The organism is Sphingomonas montana, assembly GCF_001956315.1.
Lineage (GTDB): Bacteria > Pseudomonadota > Alphaproteobacteria > Sphingomonadales > Sphingomonadaceae > Sphingomonas_R > Sphingomonas_R montana.
This window is the reverse complement of the sequence record NZ_MOLY01000046.1, coordinates 40,776-55,090: the sequence shown is the minus strand read 5'-3', so window position 1 is coordinate 55,090 and position 14,315 is coordinate 40,776. Positions and strand designations below refer to the sequence as shown.

The following is a 14,315-nucleotide window of genomic DNA, read 5'->3' as shown; positions in this document are numbered from 1 at the left end:
CTGATTATCGCCTCTAATCGCGCGGAAGCGCAGAGGCCACATGTCGAGCAGCGGTAGGAATCAATTTGGCCCCAAAGGAGGTAGCACCCATGAAGTATCGCAAGCTCGGCAACACAGGCACCGTCGTCTCCCGCCTGGCGCTCGGCACGATGTATTTCGGTGACGAGACGTCCGAAGACGATGCCTTTGCGATCCTCGATGGCTTTCTCGAGGCCGGGGGTACGCTGATCGACACCGCCAATGTCTATGCCGGCAACGCCGCGGAGCAGATCATCGGCCGCTGGTTTGCCTCGCGGCCCAAGGACGTGACCGATCGAGTTGTCCTCGCGACAAAGGGGCGGATGGGCGATCCTACCGACGAGAATGGCCTTGGGCTGTCGCGGCGCTTCCTGCACCGCTCGCTCGATGCATCGCTCGAGCGCCTTGGCGTCGAGACGGTTGATCTCTACCAGCTCCATGCAGCGGACATGCACACGCCCGTCGAAGAGACGCTGCTGTTCCTCGATGATGCGGTGCGCGCCGGCAAGATCCACTATGTCGGCCTGTCCAACTTCAAGGGCTGGCAGATCCAGCTGATCGTCTCGACGGCCAAGGCAATGGGTCTGCACGTGCCAGTGTCGCTGCAGCCGCAATACAGCCTGCTGTCACGACGCGCCGAATGGGAGGTGCTCCCCGCGGCCCGGCATAATGATCTCGCCATCCTGCCCTGGTCGCCACTCGCCGGTGGATTCTTGAGCGGCAAGTATCGGCGCGGCGACACGCCAGCCCCGAACACGCGGGCAGGATCGGAGAAGCCTCTGTATCAATGGACGTCCGCAGATTCCGCAAAGTCCGACCAGAATTGGGACACGATCGACACGGTAACCCGCATTGCTGAGGCGATGGGTGCGACGCCCGCGCAGGTGGCACTTAGCTGGCTGGCGGATCGCGCCGGCGTTACCGCGCCTATTTTCGGCGCACGAACGGTCGAGCATCTCAGCGACAATCTCGGCGCGGCCGATCTGGTCCTCGACGATGAGGCAACGACCGCGCTCGAAATCGTCAGCCGCCCCGAGGCAGGTGGCTATCCCTACGATGCGTTCGGCGTCGGCCAGCGGCACCGCTGGCTGAAGGACGGCGCGCCGGCGTTCGAGCAACCCTATGAGGCCGGATCGGACCGTCCGCTCGGCAAGGTCGACCGTTAACCGCAGGGGCTGAGGTAATCTGAACAAAGCAGTGGCTTTGTCTCGGTGGTCGCTCGGCACGCACACCCGATACTGACAGTGAAAGGAAGACCCATGGGCACGCGCACGCTTGGGACGAACGGACTTGCGGTATCTGCCCTCGGCTTCGGCTGCATGGGGCTGTCGTTCGGCTATGGCCCCGCGACCGAGCGCGGTGACGCGATCGAGCTCATTCGTGCAGCCCATGATCTGGGCGTTACCTTCTTCGACACGGCTGAAGCCTATGGTGCCGAAAACGAGGAACTGGTAGGTGAGGCGGTCGCTCCCTTCCGCGATCAAGTGGTGATTGCTACTAAGTTCGGCTGGAAGGATGGCAATGCGCGTACCGGCCTGCTCGATAGTCGGCCGGAGCGCATCCGCTTCGTTGCCGAGCAGTCGTTGCAGCGGCTGAAGACCGACCGCATTGACCTTTTCTACCAACACCGCGTGGATCCCGAGGTTCCGATTGAGGAAGTCGCCGGCGCGGTGCGCGACCTCATCGCAGAGGGCAAGGTTAGGCATTTCGGCCTTTCGGAGGCGGGCGTCCAGACGATCCGGCGGGCGCATGCCGTGCAGCCGGTTGCGGCGCTTCAAAGCGAATATTCGATGTTTACGCGCGATCCGGAGGCGGAGATCCTGCCGGTGCTCGAGGAGCTGGGTATTGGGTTTGTGCCGTTCAGCCCTTTGGGCAAGGGCTTCCTGACGGGGACAATCGATACCAGCACGAGCTTTGCCGAAGGCGACATCCGCAACATGCTGCCCCGCTTCCAAGCAGAGGCGCGTGCCGCGAACCAGAAACTGGCCGAACAGGTCGGTGCGCTTGCGGAGGTCAAGGGCGTCACCCCTGCGCAGGTGGCTCTTGCGTGGCTGCTGGCGCAGAAGCCCTGGATCGTACCGATCCCCGGCACGACCAAGCTGCACCGTCTTCAAGAGAACGTCGGGGGAGCCGATGTCAGGCTGACTGCTCATGAACTGCAGAAGCTTAGTGCCATCCTGTCCGATATCCCCGTTCAGGGTGCCCGCTACCCGGAGATGGGCATGAAACTGATCGATCGGTAAGTGGCGTGCACGACGTAAATCTTCGCACCGGGAGCAATGGACGCGCCATCATCGTTGGCGCGTCGCTTGTTACAATTCTCGACGAGTGCATATGCACGCTTCTTCGTGGTCATCCCTACAATAACCGTTTGTCACGAAACTCAGGACATATGCGACGACGCAACTGAAACAGTGCGTTTCTAAATCCGACCGTGTCAGGTAGCTGCCAGGGTGGAAGCGTCAGCGTCCGTGCTCGGTAATCACTGGCCAGGGCGTCGAGGGTCCGGTGAACCCCGCCCGCGCATATCAGCCCCGTCCGTCAGTGTTGATCTTCCGTCGCGGGGCGGCGTTACCGGCGGCCGCCGAGTATCGAACCGAGAATGCCTCCTAGGCCGCCGCCAAGACCTCCGCCAAGCGCGCCGCCTCCAGCGGCAGCGCCGCCACCCAGTCCGCCAAGCACCGACCCCAGGATGCCGCCCAGGCCGCCCTGCTGCCCACCGGAGCGTCCCGACAGGTGGCCCGCCACCAGCATGGCAAGGATCGGGAGCATCTGCTTCAGAAGCGCCGGGTCGAGACCGCTGCTGTCAGCGGCATGGCCCGCAACCTGACGGCTCACGTCTTTCGACCCGAAAATGCCGCCAAGAAGCTGATTGCCTCTGTCGATCTGTGTCGGTTCGGAGGCGACGACATTCTCGGTAAGCTCTGCACCGCCGAGTGCGTCGACATGGGTTTCAAGGCCAGCCAAGTTATCCCCCATCCCGCCGAGAACAGAAGGGAGGAGTGCTTCGGCACCGCGCCGGGCTTGCTCAGGTGGCACTCCCAGCTGGCTTGCGAGCGCTTCGATACCGCCACTCGGCAGTAGATCGTTCAAGTTCATCGTCAAATCCTCGAAGTGATAGGCATTAAACGGCCGCTGACACACTTGGGTCCTGAGAATGAAGAATTGAGGATGAGGCTGATCGACGATCGCGGCGGCCAGTAGAAACTAGGTGATTGCTAACAGACGAATTTCCCTCGACGAACTCTATCCGGCCGGATTTTCCATCGATTCGGCCTGCATCGTTGTCGGACGTTAGAATTGCGAACTGGCTATTTCAGCATGGCCAGCAAGACCCAAAATCCGACACCCACGCCGCCCTTTCAGCTTCCAACAACTAGACGCCCATTCAGGTTATTGGATGACGGTAAAAATGTGTTGCTGAAGTCCCAGGCCTCGCAACGGCTGGCGGCAAAGAGCCGTCGACCTTCCTTTTGGTAACGGCCAGGCACGTTCCTCATATCCTTCGCCGCCTAACTGGCCAAATCAAACCGGTTCCAAGCGAGACAGGGCGCGAGCGTGAAAGCGGCAGTCGGCCGCACGCTTCGGGAGCGTGACGGTGTCTCGCGCATTATTGGCAGGACCCAAGAAGGATTACTCCGCATGAAGGCCACCCTGCTCGCTACCGCGTTTTTCCTCGCCACGACGCCTGCGCTCGGCCAGAGCAGCCCGGAGGACAACGACAAGCGGCCGGTGCATGCGCATTTCTACGAGCTGACGCCGTTAAAACCGAGCCCGGATTTCGCGTCCTCGCTCAAGCTGCCGCGCGGCTATCGCGCCAGCGTCTGGGCGAGCAACCTCGGGAACAGCCGCATGATCGCGGTGGCGCCCAACGGCGCGGTGTACATCAGCCGCCGGTCGGAGGCCGACATCATCCGCCTGGTCGACGCTAACGGCGACGGGCGGGCCGATGGCGCCCCGGTCGTGGTGGTCAACCGTCCGGGCCTGCACGGCCTCACCATCCACGACGGGCAGCTGTATTTCATGACCGCGCGTGAGGTGTTCCGCGCGCCGCTGCGCCCGGATGGCGGCATCGGCCAGGTGGAATTGCTGATGGACGACCTGCCCGACGCCGGCCAGCACCTCAATCGCACGCTCGCGGTAGGGCCGGACAACATGCTTTACATCAGCGCCGGCTCGACCTGCAACGCGTGTGATGAGTCCAGCCAGGAGAACGCTACGCTGATCCGTGCCAGCCTGGATGGGAAGAAGCGCGAGGTGTGGGCCTCGGGCCTGCGCAACACCATCGGCTTTGGCTGGCATCCGCGCACCGGCGAGCTGTGGGGCTGGGACCAGGGGATCGACTGGCTGGGCAACGACCTCCAGCGTGAGGAAGTGAACCGGATTGAGCGCGGACACCGCTACGGCTGGCCCTATGTGTTCGAGAACGGCCAGCGTAATCCGCAGGACGAGCCGCCTGGTGGGCTCACCGCCGCACAGTGGGCGGCGGCCTCGACCAACCCTGTGCTGATGCACGTCGCGCATTCGGCGGGCATGCAATGGGCGTTCCATCCCGGCGGCGGCTTCGGCGCGGACGCCGCTGGCGACGCCTTCGTCGCGCTGCGTGGCAGCTGGAACCGCAAGCCGGCTTCCGGCTACGAACTAGCGCGTATCCGCTACGACGTACAAGGGCAGCCCTTGCGCGTCGAAACCTTCGTGAGCGGCTTCATGAGCCGCGACGGCACCGGGCATTACGGTCGTCCCTGCGGCGTAGCCGTGCTGCGCGACGGATCGATCCTGCTGTCCGACGATGCGAACGGCATCGTCTACCGGATCGCCCATGAGGGCGCGGCAGGTCAGGCGGCACCACTGGCCCCCCCGGCGGCACCGATGCTGGAGCAGGCTGCGCGCGGCAACAGCGTGCCGCTCGCGCTTGCCCGACCGGAAACGCGCGCACGCGGCGACCAGTCGATCGCGGTCAGCGCTGCAGCCTTCGCGGCGAACGGCGCAATCCCGCGCGAGCACAGCGAATACGGACTCGGCATCTCACCCGCCTTGAACTGGACGTCGGTGGCAGGCGCCGTGACCTATGCGATCGTGATGGAGGATCCGGACGGAGCCGCAAAGCCGGTGATCCACTGGGTCGCCTGGAACGTGCCCGCCGGCACCACCCGCTTGCCAGCTGGCCTGCAGGAGCGCGATCGGTTGACCGGTGGCTCGCTCGAAGGGATCATGCAAGGTGCGACCAGCCGTGGCACCGTCGGCTGGTACGGCCCGCGTCCACCCAAGGGCGATCGGGCGCACCGTTACCACTTCCAGCTGTTGGCGCTGGACCGGCAGCTCGACCTGCCGCTTGCCGCGACCCGCGACCAGCTTCTTGCCGCAGCCGCAGGCCATGTCGTGGCGACAGGAGATCTGATCGGAACCTACGCCGAAGCCGAGCGGCGGTGATGACCCAAAGTCGGCCGTTCGTGCAGGGTTGAGCGGGATGTGAAAGCGGACGTTGGTTCAGGCTAACTTGCCTGTCTCGAGGGCGTCGAGCAGGTCTTCTGCCTGCGGCAGCGCCCGAAAGCGGACGGACCGCTCACCACCAATCTTTACATTGTTGCTCGCTTTTCAGGGGCAGCGCCGGGCGTACCAACCAAACGCTCGGCCGCGATCAACATCGCCATGATGGTTTCGCTGTGGCCACGCAACTTGGCGATGTGACAACGAAGTTCGGCAGGGTCGCTGGGCGGCTGCTGAATAGCGAGAGCACTTGTATCCTCCATGATCATGCCGACTCGGGTAAGCAGCAGCGCGATCAGCTCCAAGCGGTCTGGATCGAAGGGAGTAAGGTCAGGCATGACCACACACAGGACAGAATGAGCGGGGAAGTCGACCCGCAGCTTTGCGCAGGTGCCGGCAAAGTTGTTTGCCATCGGACTTTCCCGTCGACTTGTCCGTCGTTCGGAGCATTGCTGTTCGTGCAGTGTCGCCACGGCGCACCGCCGCCCCGCGGACACACTTCCCCGGGGCTCTGGGCAGTGGGAGCCGCACCGATGCGGCTTCAATAATCCTGGAGCCCCACATGCCCCGCATCTTCAAACCGAACGACCTCCAACTCATCCTGCTCACCACCGCTGCCCAGCGTGAAAATGGTAATCTACTGCCACCATCCGAGACTTTGAGCGGCCATGACGAACGCGTTCGCAAGGTAATCCCGGCGCTCATCAAACACGGCCTCGTTATGGAGGCGCCAGTCGACACCAACGCAGCAAGCGTTCGGCAGGAAGCTGAGGCTTACATTGGTCTGGTCATCACGGCTGCTGGTCGGGCAGCAATCGGGGTGGACGATGGTGTCTCGCCCGATGCCGCGAGCCTGGCCGACGGCACGGACGATATGTCCAGTCCCAGCGAGGAAGTAGCGCTCATCGCAGTGTCGTTACGGACGAGCAAGATCGGTTATGTGATTGAGCTGCTACGCCGGCCGGGCGGAGGCAGCCTTGCCGAACTAACAGCCGCGACGGGCTGGCTGCCCCATACGGTGCGTGCTGCCCTGACAGGTTTGCGCAAGAAGGGTCATGCAATCGAGCGCGGCTCGCGGGACGGCGTCACCATCTACACGCTGGCATCCTGATGCGGACGGACGATGCGATCTGCGACATCGCCGCAATGACGGTGTTGGAACTCCATGTCGCGTGGGAGACGGCATTTGGGCAGGCAATACCGTCGCTGCCTGCCTCGCTGCTACGCCGTCAGCTCGCGTACCGGGTTCAGGAACAGGCCGAGCGCGGTCTGCCGGCCGCGGTCGAACGTCTGCTCGACAGTCTGGCCAAGGACCCGTCGACGCAGCTTGCCGACCCCCCGATCCAGCTGAAGCCGGGAACGAGGCTGATGCGTGAGTGGAATGGTCGCATGCATGCCGTGCTCGTAACGGATGACGGCGTGCTGTTTGACGACCAGCGCTATCGATCGCTCAGCCATGTTGCCCGTGCCATCACGGGTGCACGCTGGTCCGGTCCGCGCTTCTTCGGACTGAAGCCGAAGGGACCGCCGCCGGTATACGGTGCCGCCCGTGGCTAAGCGAACGGCACGCCCCGCCGCCGTTGGTACCGGTGCCGTCCGCGAGGTCCGCTGCGCCATCTACACCCGCAAATCGACGGAGGAAGGTCTCGAGCAGGCGTTCAACAGTCTCGATGCCCAGCGCGAGGCTTGCGCTGCCTACATTGCCAGCCAGCGTCATGAGGGGTGGGTCCCCTCGCCTGCCCTCTATGATGACGGCGGCTACTCGGGCGGTACGATGGAACGGCCTGGCCTCAAGCGGCTTCTGGCTGACGTGGCGTCGGGCCGGATCGACGTCATCGTCGTGTACAAGGTCGACCGGCTTACTCGCGCCCTGTCCGACTTCTCCAAGATCGTCGAGATCCTGGACGCGACAGGGGCAAGCTTCGTCAGCGTGACTCAGGCGTTCAACACCACGACCAGCATGGGACGTCTGACGCTCAACGTGCTGCTGTCGTTCGCCCAGTTCGAGCGCGAGGTTACCGGCGAGCGGATCCGCGACAAGATCGCGGCCAGCAAGAAGAAGGGCATGTGGATGGGTGGGCCCGTTCCGCTCGGCTACGAAGTTGTCGAGCGCAAGCTCATCGTCCGCGAGGACGAGGCGGCCACCGTTCGCATGATCTTTGAACGCCATCAGGCGCTTGGAACGATCCGCGGCCTTGTCGATGATCTGGCAGCACGCGGCGTATGTTCCAAGCGCCGCGTCATGCGCGATGGTCGCGTCGTGGGCGGCAAGCCCTTCGCTGCAGGTGCCATCACACATCTGCTGCGCAACGTGATCTACACGGGTCACATACCCCACCGTGACAATGTCTATGATGGCGAGCATGTCGGGATCGTCGCACCGGACGTCTGGGCCGCATCGCAGGCGCTGCTCGACTGCAACGCGCCGCGACCGCACAGCGGGCAGCGCAGTATCCTGGCAGGACACATTCGCGACGGTCACGGCCGCCCGATGGCTGCCGAGCACGCGAACAAGGGCGGCAGGCGCTATCGCTACTATGTCAGCCGTGCCCTTGCAGGCGTCGAGCAGCCAGCATGGCGACTGCCGGCGGGCGATATTGAAACCATCGTACGTGACGGCTTCACCACTTTATTCCGGGACCCAGACCGGGTCCTGGCCGAGCTTGGTGTTCCAGGTGCAGCCAGCGATACTCAGCGTCAGCGTTGTTCCTTGCTTGCCGACGATGCGGCGGACGCTAATCGCTTTGCGCAGATCCTTGAGCTGCTCGACGTTGGCGTGACGGTGACGGAGGTCGCGGTGGTGATCAGCCTGTCGCGTCCGGCTGTTGCACGCGTCATGAACTGCTCGCACGGGGAAGGCAGCATCGACGACTGTATCACTATGGAGCTGGCAGTGTCGCTGAAGCGTCGCGGGCACGAGATGCGGCTGGTCTACGCTGCCCCAGATGCCCGCCCCAGCGCCCGTGATCCGCGCCTTATCCAACTCATTGCCAGCGGGCGTGCAGCCTATGACGATCTCCAAGCCGGCGGTGGTGTCGGCGACGCCATCCGCCGCAGCCATCTGACCCGGCTTGCCCGGCTGCGTTTCCTTGCGCCCGACATCATCACGTCGATCGTGCACGGTCGCCAGCCGGTAGAACTTACCGCTAGGTCACTGATGCGGATCTCTGAACTGCCCATGTGCTGGAAGGAGCAACAACGAGTGCTCGGCTACTGATACACTCAGCATGATACCAACCAGCGGGCGCGGTCGTGAGTCGCGCCCGTTGCCGTTCCAGGACCTGCCACAAAGTTTTGTGGCGGCCAAACTGGCCTGCAGAGACGGTGGCTGATTCTCGCAGGATATGGCCGTAGTGCGCCCGCGTCTCTGGCCACAAAAGCTGAACCAGTCGCCGCAAAAGCCGCGGAACTGCGCCATTCTCACCGGGGCGTCCCCAGGAGGGGGTAAATATCGCGATTTTCAAGACTGCGTGGTGCTGCCGGTGAGGATTGAACTCACGACCTCAGCCTTACCAAGGATGCGCTCTACCACTGAGCTACGGCAGCATGTCGGGGCGGGCCCTGACAGGACGCGGGCTATGGCGGAGGCGGCGGCAGGCGTCAAGCGTCCGTGTTGCCGCATCCGCCTGCGGCGGCCTTCCGGGGACTGGCTGCGTACTGTCCGACCGACTATGCTGCCGATCATGACCAACGGACAAGAGGACCGCGCCGCGCGGCTGGCGGCGGCGCTGCGCGACAATCTGCGCCGCCGCAAGGCCCAGGCCCGCGCGCGGCCGGTTTCGGAACCCGCCATGGAAACCGGCGAGGACAGGCCGGTTCCGGACCAGACCTGACCTGCCACCCTCCAGGTGGTCCCCAGCGAAGGCCGGGATTTCCGCTTGGGTCGAATGTGGCCCAAAGACACGGCGTCATCCCGACCTGCGCCGGGATCACGGTTGCGAACCGTCCCTGTTTCCCGACCCGCACCGGCCCACTCAGGTCGGCCGCCATGTCCCGACGAGCATCGGGACCGGTCCTTACGCTGCAATCACGCCCGCGCCGGTTTTGCTCGGATCGCCGTCATGATCGCGGCGTTCAGCGCCGGATCGGTCGGATCGGTCGCGGTGCCGAACGCGCGGATCAGGCGGCCGTCGCGCCCGATCAGATATTTGTGGAAATTCCAGCGCGGCGTATTGTCCGCCCCGACCTTTGCCGCCGCCCATTTGTAGATCGGCAGCGCGCCGGCGCCGACCACGGGCGACTTTTCCGCCATCGGGAACTTGATCCCCGTCGTCTGGCAATGATCGGCGATTTCCTTGTTGGACCCATATTCCTGGTCCTTGAAGCTGCCCGACGGCACGCCGATCAGCGTGAAGCCCGCCTTGCCATATTGGTTCTGCAACGCCTGCAGACCGGCGAACTGCTTCTTGAACCCGCAGAAGCTGGCGGTGTTGACCAGCAGTACCACCTTGCCGCGATAGGCCTTCATCGGCATCGGTTCGCCGTCGATCGCGACCAGGTTGAAATCCCACGCCGTCTTGCGCGCGGCTTCCGCGGCCGCCATCGGCGGGGTCGCGGGCGGGGTGGGGAACACCGCTGCGAACGCCGCCGCGGCAATACCGCCGGCCGCCGCCAGGCCCAGTCCGAACTTCGCCAGTTTCCGCATGTCTCGTCCTTTTCGATCGCCGTGGCGGCGCAACGCCTGTTCCGCTTGCATGGGCCCGCCGCCCGCCCCCATGCAAGCGGACATTCCGTCTAGCCGAGCGGCACGGTCACTGCATCCAGCCAGTCCTTCGCCGCGCCGTCCAGCTGCGGCCCGACCACCGCGCGCACCGCCGCATGATACGCGTCCAGCCAACCGCGCTCGCCCGCGTCGAGCAGGCTGGTATCGACCAGCGCCCGGTCGATCGGTGCGAAGGTCAGTGTCTCGAACCCCAGCATCGGCGCCTCCGCGCCCGCAATGTCCCGGCGTTCGACCAGCAGCAGGTTCTCGATCCGGATGCCATATTCGCCCGCCTTGTAATATCCCGGCTCGTTGGACAGGATCATGCCTTCGCGCAGCCTTTCCGACCCGCCCGACTGGCTGCTCCACGCCGGGGAAATCCGTTGCGGGCCTTCATGCACCGACAGAAAGGACCCGACGCCATGGCCGGTGCCGTGCGGATAATCCAGCCCGACCGCCCACAGATATTGCCGCGCCAGCACGTCGAGCTGCCCGCCGACCGTCCCGTCCGGGAACACCGCACGGGCCAGCGCGATATGACCCTTCAGCACGCGCGTGAAGCGGTCGCGCATCTCCGCGGTCGGCGTCCCCACCGCCACCGTGCGCGTGATATCGGTCGTCCCGTCGCGATACTGCCCACCCGAATCGATCAGGTACAGGCTGTCGATCTCGATCGGCCGATTGCTGCCCTCGTCGACCTTGTAGTGGCAGATCGCGCCGTTCGGCCCCGCCCCCGAAATCGAATCGAAACTCAGGTCGACCAGCTGGTCGTCCGCGCGCCGGAACGCCTCCAGCCTCGCGGCCGCGGACAATTCGGTCAGCCCACCCTTCGGCGCCTCGATCGACAGCCAGTGCAGGAACCGGCTCACCGCCGCCCCGTCGCGCGCCTGCGCCGCGCGCTGCCCGGCGATCTCGCCCGCATTCTTGCAGGCGCGCGGCAGCACGGTCGGGTCGCGCGCCTCCACCACCTGCGCACCGCCCGCCTCCAGCGCGGCGAAGATCGCCGCCACCGACTGCGCCGGGTCCACCGCGATCCGCTGGCCTCTGAGCGACCGCAGATGATCCGCGAAGGCGTCGCGCGGATGCACGCGCACCGCATTGCCCAGATGCTGGCCTACGTCGTCGGCCATCTTCTCGGGTGCCACGAACAGGTCCGCCGTCCCGTCCGCGCTCACGATGGCAAAGGCGAGCGCCACCGGCATGTGGTCCACGTCGGCCCCGCGGATGTTCAGCGTCCAGGCGATCGAATCGAGCGCTGCCAGGACCGTCGCGTCGGCACCTTTGGTCACCAGCCAGTCGGCGATCGCTTGCCGCTTGTCGGCCGACGTGCGACCGGCATGGTCGTCGCCGTGCACCATCAGCCGCGCGGTCGACGGCGCGGGTCGGTCCGGCCACACAGCATCCACCGGGTTGCTCTCCACCGCCACCAGTTCGGCCCCGCGCGCCGCCAGCGCGGCCTTCGCCTGCGCCACCCAGTCGCGCGTGTGCAGCCAGGGATCATAGCCGATCCGCCCGCCCGCCGGCGCATGTTCGGACAGCCAGCCGGCAATGCTCGTCTGCGGCACCGGCTGATACGACCAGTGCGCCCCGTCCACCTGTGCGCGGACCTGCAACGTATAGCGTCCGTCGGTGAAGATCGCGGCGTCCGCGGGCAGCACCACCGCCGCCCCGGCCGATCCCTGGAACCCCGTCAGCCACGCCAGCCGCTGCGCATAGGCGCCGACATATTCCGACATATGCTCGTCGGTCAGCGGCACGACGAACCCGTCCAGCGTGCGCGCCGCCAGTTCGTCGCGCAGCAGCCGCAACCGGTCTTCATAGGTGGACATGGCCCATCGCCCTTCTATCTAGCGTTGACGCCCAGATAGTCCCGCGCGGTCCCCCGCGCCAGCCAGACCGAGACCGCATCTTGTCCGATACGTCCCCCGCCAGCACCGCGACGGCCAGCACCCCCACCACCAGCGCGATGCTCCCGCCGCCGCCCGTCGCCGCGGTCCGCCCGCGCGTCACCACCGCGCACGGCGTGACGATCGAGGATCCGTATCACTGGCTGAAGGACGTCGGCTATCCCAAGGTCGAGGACGCCGAGATCCTCGATTACCTCAAGGCCGAGAACGCCTATTTCGAGGCCGCGATGGCGCCCAGCGCGACACTCGTCGACACGTTGTTCGAGGAGATGAAGGGCCGGCTGAAGCAGGACGACGCGTCCGTCCCACAGGTCGACGGCGACTATCTCTACTGGTGGGCGTTCCAGACTGGCGGACAGTACCGCCTCTGGTATCGCCGCCCGGTCGCCGGCGGACCCGACGAACTGATCCTCGACGAAACCGCGGAAGCTGCCGGCCACGACTATTTCCGCGCCGGCACGCTGGCGATCAGCCCGGACACCCGCCTGCTCGCCTGGAGCGCGGACACCAGCGGCGCCGAACGCTTCACGCTCAAAATCCGCGACTTGTCGACCGGCACCGATATCGAGACGGTCAGCGACGTCGTGAACGGCGGCGTCGTCTGGTCGGCGGACAGCACCCGCATCGCCTATGCCGAGGTCAACGACAACTGGCGCACCTTCCGCGCCCGCGCGCACCGGCTGGGCGATGATCCCACCGCCGCGCCGACGCTGTACGAGGAACCAGACCAGGGCTTCCGCGTCGGTCTTGGCCGCACGCAGGACCGCAAATATCTGCTGATCGGCACCGGCGACAACCAGACCGACGAGATCCGGCTCGTCCCCACTGCCGACTTCGACGCCGCCCCGATGCTGGTCAGCCCGCGCCAGGTCGAACGGCAATATTCGGTCGACCACGCGCACGACACGCTCTGGATCCTGACCAACGACACCCACGTCAACTTCCGCATCGCCCGCGCCGACCCCGCGACGCCCGGCGAGTGGACGACGGTGATCGAGGGCTCCGACCAGGTCTACCTGACCGGCCTCACCAGCTTCGCGAAACACCTCGTGATCGCCGAGCGCGTCGCCGGGCTCGACCAGATCCGGCTGCGCACCTACGCCGGCGACGATCACCGTATCGCGTTCCCGGAGGCGAGCTACACCGCCGCGCTCGGGTCCAACCCTGCCTTCGATCCGCCGCTCTACCGGATCGGCTACACCTCGATGGTCACCCCCGTCACGGTGTTCGACTACGACCCCGCCACCGACACGCTCGAAACGCTGAAGGTGCAGGAGATCCCGTCCGGCTACGACGCGAGCCGCTACGCCACCGAACGGCTGATGGTGCCGGCGCGCGACGGCGCGTCGATCCCGGTGTCGGTCGTCTACCCGGTCGGCTTCCCGCGCGACGGGTCCGGCCCGCTGTTCCTCTACGCCTACGGTGCCTACGGCCACGCCATCCCGCCCAGCTTCTCCACCGGTCGGCTCTCGCTGCTCGACCGCGGCTTCGCCTTCGCCATCGCCCACATCCGCGGCGGCGACGATCTCGGCTACGACTGGTATCTCCAGGGCAAGGCGACGCAGCGCTGGAACACGTTCCACGATTTCGTCGATGTCGCGAAGGGCCTGATCGCCGAAGGCTTCGCCAAGCCCGGCCGCATCGCGATCAACGGCGGCTCCGCCGGCGGCGAGCTGATGGGCGTCGTCGCCAACACCGATCCCGACCTCTGGGGCGCGGTCATCGCCGACGTGCCGTTCGTCGACGTGCTCAACACGATGCAGGACGAAAGCCTGCCGCTCACCCCCGGCGAATGGCCCGAATGGGGCAACCCCATCACCGACAAGGCCGCGTTCGACCTGATCCACGGTTACTCCCCTTACGAGAATGTCGGGGCGCAGGCTTATCCACCCATGCTCATCACCGGCGGCCTGAACGACCCGCGCGTTACCTATTGGGAGCCCGCCAAATGGGCCGCCCGCCTGCGCGCCACCCGCACGAACGATGCTCTATTGCTCCTCAAGATCAACATGGGCGCCGGCCACGGCGGCAAGTCCGGCCGCTTCGACGCGCTGCGCGAAGCCGCCGAGACCTATGCCTTCGCGATCAACCAGCTGGGATAGACCGCACAGCAAGAACGCGGGCGGTGAAAACCGCCCGCAAAAACCGTCCATTCCGAGCGCAGCCGAGGGACCCCGTCGAGCACAGCCGAGACGGCCAAC

General features: G+C 65.5%; 12 protein-coding genes and 1 tRNA gene. 8 read left to right on the top strand and 5 right to left on the bottom strand.

Annotated features, from left to right (window positions below):
- Positions 1–89: 89 nt before the first annotated feature.
- Together BKY59_RS15395 and BKY59_RS15390 are read left to right on the top strand one after the other, a co-directional pair.
- Positions 90–1,184 (top strand): aldo/keto reductase, encoded by a 1,095-nt coding sequence (locus BKY59_RS15395; protein ID WP_076073042.1) that lies wholly within the window; start codon positions 90–92, stop codon positions 1,182–1,184.
- A 93-nt stretch (positions 1,185–1,277) separates the two neighbouring features.
- Entirely contained in the window at positions 1,278–2,261 is a 984-nt protein-coding gene (locus BKY59_RS15390; protein ID WP_076073041.1) for an aldo/keto reductase, read from the top strand.
- A 328-nt stretch (positions 2,262–2,589) separates the two neighbouring features.
- Here BKY59_RS15390 and BKY59_RS15385 read toward each other — a convergent pair whose 3' ends face one another.
- Positions 2,590–3,117 (bottom strand): DUF937 domain-containing protein, encoded by a 528-nt coding sequence (locus tag BKY59_RS15385; protein WP_076073040.1) that lies wholly within the window; start codon positions 3,115–3,117, stop codon positions 2,590–2,592.
- A 543-nt stretch (positions 3,118–3,660) separates the two neighbouring features.
- On the opposite strand from BKY59_RS15385, the gene BKY59_RS15380 reads away from it, so the two are divergent.
- Positions 3,661–5,448, top strand: coding sequence for a YbhB/YbcL family Raf kinase inhibitor-like protein (locus tag BKY59_RS15380; protein WP_076073039.1), 1,788 nt, complete (start codon positions 3,661–3,663; stop codon positions 5,446–5,448).
- 146 nt (positions 5,449–5,594) lie between these two features.
- Here the strand turns inward: BKY59_RS15380 and BKY59_RS15375 are convergent, their stop codons facing one another.
- Positions 5,595–5,918 (bottom strand): hypothetical protein, encoded by a 324-nt coding sequence (locus tag BKY59_RS15375; protein ID WP_076073038.1) that lies wholly within the window; start codon positions 5,916–5,918, stop codon positions 5,595–5,597.
- Between the two features lie 149 nt (positions 5,919–6,067).
- Between BKY59_RS15375 and BKY59_RS15370 the strand changes: the two genes are divergently transcribed.
- Genes BKY59_RS15370 through BKY59_RS15360 form a run of 3 tightly spaced genes read left to right on the top strand, consistent with a single transcriptional unit; the run spans position 6,068 to position 8,722 of the window.
- Positions 6,068–6,616, top strand: coding sequence for a DUF3489 domain-containing protein (locus BKY59_RS15370; RefSeq protein ID WP_076073037.1), 549 nt, complete (start codon positions 6,068–6,070; stop codon positions 6,614–6,616).
- Positions 6,616–7,062: a DUF2924 domain-containing protein gene (locus BKY59_RS15365; RefSeq protein ID WP_206362090.1), complete on the top strand. Its 447-nt coding sequence runs from the start codon at positions 6,616–6,618 to the stop codon at positions 7,060–7,062. Before BKY59_RS15370 ends, BKY59_RS15365 begins: the two co-directional genes overlap by 1 nt.
- The gene (locus BKY59_RS15360) at positions 7,055–8,722 is read left to right on the top strand and encodes a recombinase family protein (protein ID WP_076073306.1); all 1,668 of its coding nucleotides are present in this window, start codon (positions 7,055–7,057) and stop codon (positions 8,720–8,722) included. The genes BKY59_RS15365 and BKY59_RS15360 overlap by 8 nt, the downstream gene beginning before the upstream one ends.
- 254 nt (positions 8,723–8,976) lie before the next feature.
- Here BKY59_RS15360 and BKY59_RS15355 read toward each other — a convergent pair.
- Positions 8,977–9,051 (bottom strand) — tRNA-Thr (locus tag BKY59_RS15355).
- A 137-nt stretch (positions 9,052–9,188) separates the two neighbouring features.
- Between BKY59_RS15355 and BKY59_RS17835 the strand changes: the two genes are divergently transcribed.
- Complete coding sequence (locus BKY59_RS17835; RefSeq protein WP_165374871.1) at positions 9,189–9,338, top strand: hypothetical protein; 150 nt, start codon at positions 9,189–9,191, stop codon at positions 9,336–9,338.
- Positions 9,339–9,532: 194 nt separating this feature from the next.
- On the opposite strand, the gene BKY59_RS15350 is transcribed toward BKY59_RS17835, so the two are convergent.
- On the bottom strand, positions 9,533–10,150 hold the full coding sequence (locus BKY59_RS15350; protein WP_076073035.1) for a glutathione peroxidase: 618 nt from the start codon (positions 10,148–10,150) through the stop codon (positions 9,533–9,535).
- An 89-nt stretch (positions 10,151–10,239) separates the two neighbouring features.
- Complete coding sequence (locus BKY59_RS15345; protein WP_076073034.1) at positions 10,240–12,036, bottom strand: aminopeptidase P family protein; 1,797 nt, start codon at positions 12,034–12,036, stop codon at positions 10,240–10,242.
- A gap of 137 nt (positions 12,037–12,173) precedes the next feature.
- Here BKY59_RS15345 and BKY59_RS15340 point away from each other — a divergent pair, with 137 nt between their 5' ends.
- On the top strand, positions 12,174–14,216 hold the full coding sequence (locus BKY59_RS15340; RefSeq protein WP_076073305.1) for a S9 family peptidase: 2,043 nt from the start codon (positions 12,174–12,176) through the stop codon (positions 14,214–14,216).
- Positions 14,217–14,315: the final 99 nt, after the last annotated feature.

What these genes read in the sequence shown, in the direction of transcription:
- BKY59_RS15395 (WP_076073042.1), top strand. Translation starts at nt 90, where the DNA reads ATGAAGTATCGCAAGCTCGGCAACACAGGCACCGTCGTCTCCCGCCTG.
- BKY59_RS15390 (WP_076073041.1), top strand. Translation starts at nt 1,278, where the DNA reads ATGGGCACGCGCACGCTTGGGACGAACGGACTTGCGGTATCTGCCCTC.
- BKY59_RS15385 (WP_076073040.1), bottom strand. Translation starts at nt 3,117, where the DNA reads ATGAACTTGAACGATCTACTGCCGAGTGGCGGTATCGAAGCGCTCGCA.
- BKY59_RS15380 (WP_076073039.1), top strand. Translation starts at nt 3,661, where the DNA reads ATGAAGGCCACCCTGCTCGCTACCGCGTTTTTCCTCGCCACGACGCCT.
- BKY59_RS15375 (WP_076073038.1), bottom strand. Translation starts at nt 5,918, where the DNA reads ATGGCAAACAACTTTGCCGGCACCTGCGCAAAGCTGCGGGTCGACTTC.
- BKY59_RS15370 (WP_076073037.1), top strand. Translation starts at nt 6,068, where the DNA reads ATGCCCCGCATCTTCAAACCGAACGACCTCCAACTCATCCTGCTCACC.
- BKY59_RS15365 (WP_206362090.1), top strand. Translation starts at nt 6,616, where the DNA reads ATGCGGACGGACGATGCGATCTGCGACATCGCCGCAATGACGGTGTTG.
- BKY59_RS17835 (WP_165374871.1), top strand. Translation starts at nt 9,189, where the DNA reads ATGACCAACGGACAAGAGGACCGCGCCGCGCGGCTGGCGGCGGCGCTG.
- BKY59_RS15350 (WP_076073035.1), bottom strand. Translation starts at nt 10,150, where the DNA reads ATGCGGAAACTGGCGAAGTTCGGACTGGGCCTGGCGGCGGCCGGCGGT.
- BKY59_RS15345 (WP_076073034.1), bottom strand. Translation starts at nt 12,036, where the DNA reads ATGTCCACCTATGAAGACCGGTTGCGGCTGCTGCGCGACGAACTGGCG.
- BKY59_RS15340 (WP_076073305.1), top strand. Translation starts at nt 12,174, where the DNA reads ATGCTCCCGCCGCCGCCCGTCGCCGCGGTCCGCCCGCGCGTCACCACC.